Below are 10,756 nucleotides of genomic sequence, written 5' to 3'. Positions count from 1 at the left end.
ACCCGCGACTCCCATCACGCCCGAGTAGGTGGCGGTGACGAAACCGGCGCTCGGGTTCTCGTCGGAAGTGGTGGTCACCGGCCACGGGTAGAGGCCGGTGGGCAAGAGTTGCGCCGGCGACCCTTCGGCGAAGATGTCGGTCGCGGAGACGAGGTCCCAAGTCGTGAACGTGCGAGCCGGTTGGGGGGCCGTGGTCCCATGTAGGCTCATCGCGGTGACGAGCTCCACGAAGAGCTGCTCGAGGGTCTGACCCGTCTGGGCGGTCAGCCCTGCTGTACCGGGCGTCGCGGAGGGAGCCAAGAGCGCCGTGAAGAAGGCACCGGCCTGACCGCTTCCTGCGTTGCCATAGGCATCCGCCAGGAAGCGTTGCAGGTGCCAACTTCCGTGATAGAACGAGTGCTGAAAGTGTGCCCCCGTCGGGTTCGTCGTGAAGCTGTTCGGGTGGTTGGACAGTTGGATGATGATGCCGGAGATCCGGTCGATAACGCCCCAGAGCTCTTTGGGAATGCTGGGAATGCTGTTGCCGTTGGCGAACACAGCGCTGAGGATGTCCGCGCCCGTGACGGCCGCCGTGATCGCCGGGCCGCCGGTCGCGGCCCACGCGGTCCGCGCCGCCATCTCTTCGGAGATGTCGGCGGCCCCCTCTTCGAGCCAAGTCGGATCGCTCCCCAGTCCGCCCAACACGCGATTGCGGAACGAGATGATGTGCTTGGCCTCGTGCGCGAGCACACCGAGCGGCGCCCAATTGGGGGTGGCGTTGGCCATCCGGTTGAAGAACGATGTCTGGAAGTAGGCGATCTCGGCCTGATTGCCGTTTGCGCACGCTGTGGCGTCCTGGAGATCGCCCGAAAAAGTCTCTGCCACACCACCCAAGCTGAGCGAGGTCGTCGTAGTGACCAGGATGCGTCCGTTCCCGTCGACGTCCGGAATCGGGCCCCAATACTCGGCGATCATGTCCCTCACGTACGACGAGTAGTAGTCGAGCATGACGGTCGCAGACGCGACGTCGATCGCCAGGCTGGCATCGTCTTGATAGATCGCGAGGTCGTCGTTGAAGGCGACGAGCGAGTGCTGCGTCTTTGTCCCCGAACAGGTGCCGGTCGTGTTGAGCTGCCGCGTCGCGGGCGGGTCCGTACGCTGCTCCGGTGCCAGCATCGGCCTACTCCGGAGCAATGTCTCCTTCGAGAAGCCCATGTCGCGCTCGCGCTGTCGCAGAAGCGCATGCGCCCTCCGAGTCTGCTGCCGCCGCTCGAAGTTCTCGACAAAGACGGTGCCGTCGATCTTGGGAAGGAGCTGCGAAGGAGCCGTTGCCGGAGTGCTGGTCGGGGCCACCGCGTTGGAAAACGAGCCGATGGCGGTGGCTGTCACCGTCGCCGTCGTGATGTTGCTCGAGTTCTCGCTCTCGGAGGGGCGGATCACCGCTACACGGTAGCGGTCTCCCGAAACGCCCGACGGAAGCAGGATGCAATCGGTCGCCTCGTACGTCGCGCTTCTGCCGGGATCCATCTGGACCGTCTGACGATTGCTGCACTCGAAGATCTCGACGGTGAGGTCCTGGGAGCCCGAGACGCCGCTGACCGTTGCTGTGATTACCGCGGTGCCCTCACCGACGCCCGTGGCCAGTCCGTTGCTGCTCACCGTCGCCACGGACGCGTTCGCGCTCGACCACGTCACCGTGGCGTTCGTGACGTTGCTGCCGTTCGAGTCCCGGATCGCGGCCGTGAACTGCTGCGTCGCTCCGACCGCGATCGTCGAGCTCGCCGGCGAAACCACAACCGAAACGATCGTCGCCCCGCCGCCGCCGTTACCGGGGTCGATCGGGCCCTCGCAGCCACCACAGGCGGCAAGGAGCGCTAGTGCAAAAACGACGCGCGGACGACGAGTGCTCACGGGGGCGCCGGTAGCCGGTTAAATCGACGCATCTCGAGGCTCTCCGGACGAACAGATCCCATGTCGGATTCTAATCAGGTCGGGGGTTCTACGTCGAGGAGTTCGGGCAGCAGCTCACCAGCTGGCCCGAGCAGGCTGACCTCGGCCTCCCTGCTGAGTGGCGTGCGTTCGAGGTCCACCACGATGAGCAGGCCGCCCTCTTGCAGGGTCGCGAGTGGCACCGACGCCGCCGGTTGGACCAGCGCGCTCGTTCCGACCACCAGGCACAGATCCGCGTCCTGGGCCACCTGGAACGCGCGCGACAGGATCTCGGGTTCCAGAGCCTCTCCGAACCATACGACGTCCGGGCGGAGCATGCCGTCACACGCCGCGCAGCGCGGGAGCGAATCGTGGCTGCCGGTGTCGACCGAGGTCGTGCCCGGCGTGCGTGCACCGCACGCCGAGCACTTGTCGCGATCGATCGCGCCGTGGACCTCGACGGGGAGTGCAGGGGAGGGGTCGGCGCTGCCAGCCGCCTCGTGAGCGGCCCTCGTGTGTAGGCCGTCCACGTTCTGAGTCACGATCGTCGTGGGCGTGTCCCCGAGCGCCAAGCGGGCGAGTGCCAAGTGGCCGCGGTTCGGGGCACAGTCCGCGATGAGCCCCCTCCGCCAGGAATACCATTCCCACACGGTCTGTGGATCGCGCGCGAAAGCTTCGGGTGTGGCGAGTTCTTCGCTTCGATGGGACTTCCACAGGCCTCCGGCGCCCCGAAACGTGGGGACTCCCGACTCCGCCGAAATGCCGGCTCCGGTCAGTACCACAATACGACCGGCTTCACCAACGAGCCGCCGTGCCCGGGCCATCTCCTCGGTCATCGCAGAGCTCGGAGATGACTCATGCGCATCAGCTCCGGAATGCCGACCAGGCCAGCACAGCCCACGCGGCGAGCAATGCTACACCTCCGAGAGGGGTCACCGCACCAAGCCACCGTTGCCCGGTCAGCACGAGCGCGTACAAGCTGCCGGAGAAAACCACGATGCCGATGACGAAGAGCCAACCTGCGACCTGGACGAGGGGGGCCTCCCACCGGGCGTATGCCCAGGCCACGGCGAGCAGCGCGAGCGCATGATACATCTGATAGCGAGCGCCCGTCTCGAACGTCGCGAGATCTTCCGGGCTCAACGTATTCCGAAGTCCGTGGGCACCGAACGCACCAAGCGCGACGGAGAGGCCGGCCAGAAGCGCACCGAGCCCGAAGAAGAGGCGATCGGGCGTCACAGGTCAGTAGGCCAGTGCATACGCCTCGCGGCGCGGGTCGGCGGCTGCGGTCAGCGTGCCGGTCTCTGGGTCGTAGAAGATCATTTGGGCGCCCCCGAACGTGGCGGTCCACCCCTCGACCGGACGAACACGGTGCCCGAGCGCTGTCAGGCTTGCACGGACGTCCAAACCGACGCGGTCCTCGATCGACACGGACAGCCCGCCGTTCGAACGGAAACGAGGCGCCTCGATCGCCTGCTGAGGCGTCATGCCGAAGAGCACCATGTTGTGCACGATCTGGAGCAGGGTCTGCGTCTGGCTGTCGCCCCCCGGCGTACCCATCGTGAAAGCGAAGTCGTCTCCTCGCAGTGCCATCATCGGCGTGAGCGTGTGATACGGCCGCTTCCGGGGCGCGACCTGGTTCGGGTGGCCGTCTTCGAGCGTGTACAGCGCACCGCGGTTGTGCAGCAGCACCCCAGTCTCGATCTCTAGAAGCCCCGACCCGAAACCAGCGAAGTTGCTCTGAATCCAGCTCACCGCGTTCCCGTTCTCATCGATCGCGGTCAGGTACACCGTGTCACCGGAGTCGTCTGGGGTCTGGTCGTCCGTTTCCTCCATGCTGTCGCCGAATCCCGCCTCCACGTCGTCGGCAGCGTGTCCGGGATCCACGAGCGCCGCGCGTCGACGCAGGTAGTCGCGGTCCATCATCCGCTCGACGGGCACGTGCGCGCTCTCCGGGTCGGCGACCCAGCGGTCGCGGTCCGCGAACGCGAGCTTCTTCAGCTCGATCATCGTGTGCAGATACGCCGCCGTGTTGTGCCCGAGCGACTCGATGGGGTGCGCCTTCGCCATCTCCATGTAGGTCAGCTGTGCTACGCCCTGCGTGTTCGGAGGCATGACGACAAAGGTGTAACCGAGGTAGTCGTTCCTCAGCGGAGTGACCCACGTCGACGTGTGCGCCGCGAAGTCCGAGGCGCGTAGATGGCCGCCCTCGGCCTCGATGAAGGCGGAGAGCTGCTTGGCGACCGGGCCTCGATAGAAAGCGTCTTTTCCTCCTCGTGCGATCCGCGCCAGCGTAGCACCCAGCGCTTCGTTCTTGAGCAGCGAGCCCACAGGCGGAGCCGACCCACCGGGCAGGTAGAGCGCCCGGCCCGGCTCGTTCAGCGCGCCGCCTTGGGACTCGAAGTCCATGGCCAGACGTGTCGATACCGGAAAGCCCTCGCTCGCGTAGCGAATCGCTGGTTCCAACAGCTGCGCGAACGGCTTGCTGCCGAAGCGCTCGTGCGCGTCGACCCACGCAGCGACTGCCCCCGGCACGCTCACCGCCCGGGCCCCCGTCTGTGGGATCTCGTCGAGACCCTGAGAGCGGAAGAAGTCTGGCGTCGCGAGTGCCCCGGATCGGCCGCTACCGTTCAGCGCGCTGATTTCACCCGTTCCACCGTCGTAGAAGATCGCGAATGCGTCACCACCCACGCCGTTCATGTGTGGTCGCACGACCGCGAGCACGCCTGCCATCGCGATGATCGCGTCCGTAGCCGTTCCCCCGTTCTGCAGGACCTGAAGCCCCGCCTGCGCCGCGAGTGGGTGGTCCGCCGACACGGCACCCCGGGTGCCTCGCACATCGGGCCGGTTCTGGGGAGCATACGTCGTCTGCCCCTCCATCTCCTGCTCCGCAGGTGGCGTCTCGGGCCCGGCGCAGACCGTGAGGGTGAGCGCCGCAAGCGCGGCCAGAATCGGGCGGGAGGCTAGCTGCTTCATGTCGGATCCGGGGGTTCGTGACGCGTGCGTCGGTGCACGTTGGGGGGGGCGTCACGACCGCGCCAGGGGCGGTTGGTGGTGGTGGGCCGCCTCGGTTATCATGGGGCCCCTTTCGTCCTCTGTTCAGCCCCTGCTCGTCCCCTGTCCGTGGAGCCAGAGTCCATCGTGCACGTCGTCGTATCCAAGGTCGAGGGCCGTCCCCAGGCGGTCTCGCCGACACGGATTGCGATCGTCGTTGCGCTCGCGCACGGCCTGAACGACGGATACGCCTCGTTCATCCCCCCGCTCCTGCCGCGCATCATGGACAACATGGGGCTGTCGATCGCGTCGGCGGCAACTCTGGCGGTGACGTTCTCCATTGCGTCAGCACTTCCGCAGCCTCTCTTCGGGTACTTGGCCGATCGCCATGGACGCCGCGTCTTTGCGGTCGCCGGGCCGCTCGTCTCGGGGATCTTCATCGCGTCCATCGGCTTCGCGTCGGGTTTCTGGGTGCTCGCGATTCTGCTGATGCTTGGCGGACTCGGAAGCGCGGCGTTCCACCCTCCGGGCGCTTCGTACGCGGTGCGGGTGGGAGAGGGAAGGGGAGGAGGAGCTCGCTACTCGGTGTTCGCGTTCGGCGGCTCCCTCGGTTTCGCGGCGGGGCCCCTGATCGCGGTCGGTCTCGTGCAGTGGCGCGGCATGGAGGGTCTGTGGATCGCGATGCTGCCGGCGTTGATTCTGACGCCGTTCTTCTTCCGTACGCTGCCGAGTGGTCGCGCGGAGACGAAGGCAGCGGAGGCGCCGCCTGCGCCCCTGGAGGTGCTGCACCACCTCGTCGGCCCACTCGGGCTCATCTTCGGCATCAGCGCAACGATGGCGTTCGTGCAACGCACGTTTCTCACCATGACGCCGATCATCGTGGCGGAGTTCGGTGGATCCGAGACTCTGGGTGCGGTTGTGCTCACCATCTACCTCGGCGCGCAGGTGCTCGGCACGGTGACCGGGGGGGTTCTAGCCGACAGGGTCGATCGGAGGCTCCTGCTGGCACATCTCTGTGCCTGGGCGTTACCGGCTCACCTCGCGGCGGTCTGGCTCGGGCCGCAGGGCGGACTCGGGCTCGTCTTCGCCGCGGTCGCTGGCTTCCTCGGCATGGCCACGTTGCCTCCGATCGTCGTGATGGCGCAGGAGATGCTCCCTCGAGGTGCCGCTGTGAGCTCGGGCGTCGTCATGGGACTCGCATGGGCCACCGGCTCGGTCGGCGTTCTGGGTACGGGTCTACTCGCGGACGCGATCGGACCGCAGCCGGCGACGCTGCTTTCGATGCCGCTCATCCTCGTCGCAGTAGGGCTCGCGTTGCACCCGGCGTTGAAGAACGTACCCTCCGGCGGCGCTGCGGAGGCTTGACGATGCCGTTTCACCTCGTTCCGGCGCGGGACCGCAAGCTGTTCCGGCTCGTGAAACGCGCGGAGGTGGTGCGACTCGTAAAGGGGCGGCCGCTTTACGCGGCCGGAAGTTCCGCCAAGAACGTGTTCCTCGTTCAGTCCGGATTCATGCGGCTCGTGCTGCCGGGGATGGAGAAGGGGAGGAGCGAGCGAACGGTGTCGGTGGCGCTCCCTTGGGAGCTCTTTGGCGATGAAGCGTTCACCGAGGGCCACCGAAGGTACGGGGCGATCGCGGGATCGACGTGCAGCGTGGTCGCTCTGCCGACGACAAGCGTTCTGACTGGCCTAAAGACGGCGAAGAAGAGTCTGGACGCCTACCTCGAGGGTGTCGAGCGAGAGTTGCATCGCCTGCGCCATGCGCAGGGCGGTTCACGGGGCCCCACCGCCGCACAGCGCCTCGCGGAAGTGCTTCTGGATCTCAGCGCGCGGTGCGGTGACCCGGCCGGGCGCGGAGTGCATCTTTCGGTCAAACTGACCCACCAGGTGCTCGCCGACCTGGCAGGGGCTCATCGGGCCACCGTGACGACGCTGCTCAACGACTGGCTCTACGACGGTGTGGTTGCGATGGCCGACGGCTTCCTCGTGCTTCGGCGTCCGCGCGACCTCTGGATCTTGGCTGGGTATCACCCCTCCGAGACCGATTCAGACGGCTGACCCGAGGGGCTCGGGCCCGGCGTTTTCAGGGGGCCTGTCGAGGCTGCGAAGCACTGACCGGCGCGTTGACCGAAATCTCCGCCCCGTCTAGCTTTTGGCGCTTCCCGAGAAGAAGGTCCTTTCATGTCGCAGCGTCATCCCGGTGCCCGCCGGACCCACCAAGAGCACAGCAACGACCCCGACGACATCTTCCTCGCGAAGGTGCTGCACGTGGGCAAATGGACCAGCGCCAACCAGCAGCTCCTGACGGTTCTGGGCGTGGTCGCCGTCATCGGGATTGCCGGAATATGGTACTACCGGAACTATCAGGAGGACTTGGTTCAGCAGGCGGCGCAGCAGCTCGAGGCCGTGCATCAGTCGATCGCGATCCAGGACCGCGAGGGCGCCAAGAACGAGCTTGTCACGTTCCTCGAGCGCTTCGGTGGCACCGCCTACGAGGGCGAAGCACGGCTGCTGCTAGGCGATTTGTACTTGCAGTCCGACGATCCGGAGCAGGCCCAGGTCGTGCTGGAGCCGCTCGGCGCCTCGCCGCGAGACCCGATCGAGTTCCAGGGAGCCGCGCTGCTCGGTGCCGCCTACGAGCAGGACAACCTCTGGAGTGAGGCCGAAGCGATCTATTTGAGGATCGCGGATCGCTCGGAGCTCGACTTCCAGGTGCGCGACGCGTTGGCGAGTGCCGCTCGGATTCGGGCCGACCAGGGCGATGCCTCCGGCGCCATCGAGCTCTACGAGCGCGTATTGAGCAACATGGAGGAGAGCGCAGCCGAGCGCGGACAGTTCGAGATGCGGATCCAGGAGCTCAAGACGGCGGCGACCACCTGACCGATCGGGCTAGTGGCGAACGACTGGGGAGGATTCCCGTTCGGATTGGGCTGGGGCGTCTCGCCTCGAGGGAGAGGACCTCGCTGAAGGCGAACCTCACGGCGTGATTGGCTGCAACCTCGGCCGTGATAGAGTCTCGCCCTCAGCATAGGGGCTGCGGACGTCCAGCCGGCGACCCCGGGGACATGTGTGATGCGGATGCGTGAGATGCGACCCACAAAGACTCTGATCTGGTCACTCGGCCTCGTCGTTGTCGCGCTCCTAGCGGCAGGATGTGGCCCGGCCGATTCCGGGCCGGCACCGGATGGGAGCCCAGCGTCCTCGGATGCCGGTCCAAAAGCGGTCGTGCTCTTCGAAGGGGCACGGCTGATCATCGGGGATGGGGACCTGATCGAGCGCGGCGATCTCCTCGTAGAAGGCGACCGGATCGTTGCGGTTGGGCCTACCGGGGAGGTCGTCGTGCCATCCGGAGCCAGCCGGACCGACGTGAGGGGAAAGACGATCATTCCGGCCTTGATCGACGCGCACGCGCACCTGGGATACGAAGGGTACGCGAGCTGGGGAGCCGAGAACTACACGCGCGACAACGTGATCGATCATCTCGAGCGCTACGCCTACTACGGGTTCGGCGCCGTCTTTTCGGCCGGCAGCGACCCTGAAGACCTCGCGCTCGAAGTCCAAAGGGCGCAACAGGCGAGCGACGCAGAAGGCGCACGGCTGGTCTTCGCCGCCGGCATGGCGCCGCCAGGGCAGGGGCCCAACAACCAGTTCCTGACGCAGGCTATCGCCATCGCCGACGAGACCGGGATGACCGTTCTGAGGGGGGTCGCGTCGGCCGAAGAGGCTCGGCGGGCGGTCCGTGATGTCTCCGCCAAAGGCATCCCCTTCATCAAGATCTGGGTCGACGATCGTGGGGGAAGCCAGGAGAAGCTGAGCCGGGAGGTCTATCACGCGATCCTCGATGAGGCCCAGGTGTACGGCATCGAAGTCTTCGTGCATCAGCAGAACGCGCAGGACATGCCGGATCTGCTCGAGGCGGGCGTGGCGGGATTCCTTCACGGGCGCATCGGCGCGGCGATGGGCGCGAACCTGGCCACGCAGATCCACGACTCGGGAGCCTTTCTGGTACCGAATCTCGGGCTGGGTGAGCTCCGGCGCGAGCGCGTGGCGGACGACCCGTTCCTGCAGGACGCGACGCATCCCGGGGTGTGGGCGCGCCTCGGCGAAGCTTACGACTCGCGCCAGCCGGCGGGCGCCAATGCGCAGGCGCCTTCGGCGACTGCGGCTGAGCGCGAACGGATATTGAGGGAGGCTTTTTCTCGGCTTCTGGACGCGAATGTGGACATCGTGCTCGGGACCGATGCCGGGGCTCTACCGGGCCACTTCTTCGGCTACACGGGTCACCGGGAGCTGGAAATCTTCGTTCGTCTGGGCATGACCCCGATGCAGGCGATCGCGGCGGGCACCAGCCGACCCGCGCAACGACTCGGGCTGAGCGAGATGGGCACGCTCACCGTCGGAAAAAGCGCCGACTTCGTCATCCTCGACGAAAACCCGCTCGAAGACATTCGGAACACGCGTACCATCTACCAGGTCTATCTTCGAGGTCGGATGGTCGACCGAGAGGCGCTACGAACCCGATGGACGGGCGAGAATTGACTCGGGCTGGGGCTTCGAGAAGCAGAGCAGGGCGGGCGGAATCCGCTAATGCTGAGTGTCAGGTAATCTTACCTCGCCGACCGTGACCTCGCCGCTCAACGATCTGAGAAACGCCAGCAGTTCGCTCCGCTCACTCGCGTCGAGGTTCAGCGGACGGATATCGGGGTCTTGATAGGGATTGGAGTTTCCGCCGTCGTCGTAGAACTCGAGGACCTCTTCTAGGGTGGCGATGCTACCGTCGTGCATGTAAGGCGAGGTACGCGCGACGTTCCGGAGCGAGGGGGTCTTGAACGCCCCGAGAGCGTCGGGCGTACGGGTCACGGCGGCCCGGCCGGAATCGGCCAGCATGCCGTCGCGCCATGCTACGCCGGTGTTGTGAAAGGATTGATCGTTGAGCGTGGGGCCGGCGTGACAGAGCGAACATCGCGCTCGTCCTACGAAGAGTCGGAATCCGTCTCGGGCCTCGGTCGACAACGCGGTGCTGTCGCCGGCGAAGAAACGATCGAACGGTGAATCACCCGAGCGGAGCGTTCGCACGTAACTGGCGATGGCTCGGGCGAGGTTGGGCTCGGAGATCTCGCCGTCAGGAAACGCGGCTGCAAACCTCTCCGGGTACTCGGGGTGTCCTCCCAGACGCTGCAACACGGAGTCCAGGGACATGTCCATTTCGTTGGGAGCCTGAATGGGGAGAAGCGCCTGGTCCTCGAGGGTGGCGGCGCGTCCGTCCCAGAAGAAGGAATCGCCGTATGCGGCGTTTACGATGCTCGGCGCATTTCGTGTGCCCCGACGATCGTACACGCCGGCTGAGACGGCCACGGTGTCGCTGAACACGTGTTGCGGTTTATGGCACGACGAGCAACTCACCTTCTCGTCGGCGGACAGCAGGGGGTCGAAAAAGAGTCGTTCACCCAATGCGACTTTGGCGGGGGTGAGGGGATTGTCGGCGGGAACCGGCAGGTAGAGATCGAGCCCTTCGAGCCTAGGCATCTCGAACGCAACACTGCCGCCGCCACCACCGCCGCCGGTGACGTGCGTCGAGCACGCCACAAGCAGCAGCGGTGCCAACCACGGGGCGGGAGCGAGCCGATTCGTCACCGGCTTTGAGACGTCCCCGACAACGCGTCGCCAACTCCGAAACCGGTCATCATCCAGATCTCGCCTATGGGTTTTCCGAGAAGCAGCGTGATCATCCGGCCGTCCGGATGTATTTCGAGCTGCCTCACCGTGCAATCGTCCCCATCGCATGGGAAGTCCACGATATCCGTCACTGGCCCGCCGTCGATGGAGATTCGCGATAGGACGTGCGGCTCACCCCG

Annotated in this window: 9 protein-coding genes; 4 read left to right on the top strand and 5 right to left on the bottom strand. The window is 66.1% G+C overall.

Features of this window, described 5'->3' with window-relative positions; all coding sequences use genetic code 11:
- From IIB36_19585 to ggt, 4 genes are all read right to left on the bottom strand, one after another.
- A partial coding sequence (locus IIB36_19585; protein MCH7533945.1) for an Ig-like domain-containing protein occupies nucleotides 1-1,890 on the bottom strand: 1,890 nt, incomplete at its 3' end.
- Nucleotides 1,891-1,964: 74 nt separating this feature from the next.
- A complete protein-coding gene (locus IIB36_19580) occupies nucleotides 1,965-2,744 on the bottom strand; it encodes an NAD-dependent deacylase (GenBank protein MCH7533944.1) in 780 nt (259 codons plus the stop codon).
- Nucleotides 2,745-2,772: 28 nt separating this feature from the next.
- On the bottom strand, nucleotides 2,773-3,147 hold the full coding sequence (locus IIB36_19575; GenBank protein MCH7533943.1) for a DUF423 domain-containing protein: 375 nt from the start codon (nucleotides 3,145-3,147) through the stop codon (nucleotides 2,773-2,775).
- Nucleotides 3,148-3,150: 3 nt separating this feature from the next.
- Entirely contained in the window at nucleotides 3,151-4,884 is a 1,734-nt protein-coding gene (ggt, locus tag IIB36_19570; GenBank protein ID MCH7533942.1) for a gamma-glutamyltransferase, read from the bottom strand.
- A gap of 165 nt (nucleotides 4,885-5,049) precedes the next feature.
- On the opposite strand from ggt, the gene IIB36_19565 reads away from it, so the two are divergent.
- The 4 genes from IIB36_19565 to IIB36_19550 all read left to right on the top strand — a co-directional run bounded on the left by IIB36_19565 (nucleotide 5,050) and on the right by IIB36_19550 (nucleotide 9,440).
- Nucleotides 5,050-6,267: an MFS transporter gene (locus tag IIB36_19565; protein ID MCH7533941.1), complete on the top strand. Its 1,218-nt coding sequence runs from the start codon at nucleotides 5,050-5,052 to the stop codon at nucleotides 6,265-6,267.
- A 2-nt stretch (nucleotides 6,268-6,269) separates the two neighbouring features.
- Nucleotides 6,270-6,959, top strand: a complete 690-nt coding sequence (locus IIB36_19560) for a Crp/Fnr family transcriptional regulator (protein MCH7533940.1) — start codon at nucleotides 6,270-6,272, stop codon at nucleotides 6,957-6,959.
- Between the two features lie 123 nt (nucleotides 6,960-7,082).
- Nucleotides 7,083-7,781: a tetratricopeptide repeat protein gene (locus IIB36_19555; GenBank protein ID MCH7533939.1), complete on the top strand. Its 699-nt coding sequence runs from the start codon at nucleotides 7,083-7,085 to the stop codon at nucleotides 7,779-7,781.
- A gap of 207 nt (nucleotides 7,782-7,988) precedes the next feature.
- Nucleotides 7,989-9,440, top strand: a complete 1,452-nt coding sequence (locus IIB36_19550; protein MCH7533938.1) for an amidohydrolase family protein — start codon at nucleotides 7,989-7,991, stop codon at nucleotides 9,438-9,440.
- A gap of 45 nt (nucleotides 9,441-9,485) precedes the next feature.
- Here IIB36_19550 and IIB36_19545 read toward each other — a convergent pair whose 3' ends face one another.
- Nucleotides 9,486-10,535, bottom strand: a complete 1,050-nt coding sequence (locus IIB36_19545) for a cytochrome-c peroxidase (GenBank protein MCH7533937.1) — start codon at nucleotides 10,533-10,535, stop codon at nucleotides 9,486-9,488.
- Nucleotides 10,536-10,756 lie beyond the last annotated feature (221 nt).

The sequence above is a fragment of the Gemmatimonadota bacterium genome (genome assembly GCA_022560615.1).
In the GTDB taxonomy this organism is placed as follows: domain Bacteria; phylum Gemmatimonadota; class Gemmatimonadetes; order Longimicrobiales; family Gaopeijiaceae; genus UBA1138.
The sequence above is the reverse complement of the archived record's forward strand: the minus strand, read 5'-3'. Positions and strand labels throughout refer to the sequence as shown.

Coding starts and splice junctions, on each gene's coding strand:
- IIB36_19555 (MCH7533939.1), top strand. CDS start 7,083: ATGTCGCAGCGTCATCCCGGTGCCCGCCGGACCCACCAAGAGCACAGC.
- IIB36_19550 (MCH7533938.1), top strand. CDS start 7,989: ATGCGACCCACAAAGACTCTGATCTGGTCACTCGGCCTCGTCGTTGTC.
- IIB36_19560 (MCH7533940.1), top strand. CDS start 6,270: ATGCCGTTTCACCTCGTTCCGGCGCGGGACCGCAAGCTGTTCCGGCTC.
- IIB36_19580 (MCH7533944.1), bottom strand. CDS start 2,744: ATGACCGAGGAGATGGCCCGGGCACGGCGGCTCGTTGGTGAAGCCGGT.
- ggt (MCH7533942.1), bottom strand. CDS start 4,884: ATGAAGCAGCTAGCCTCCCGCCCGATTCTGGCCGCGCTTGCGGCGCTC.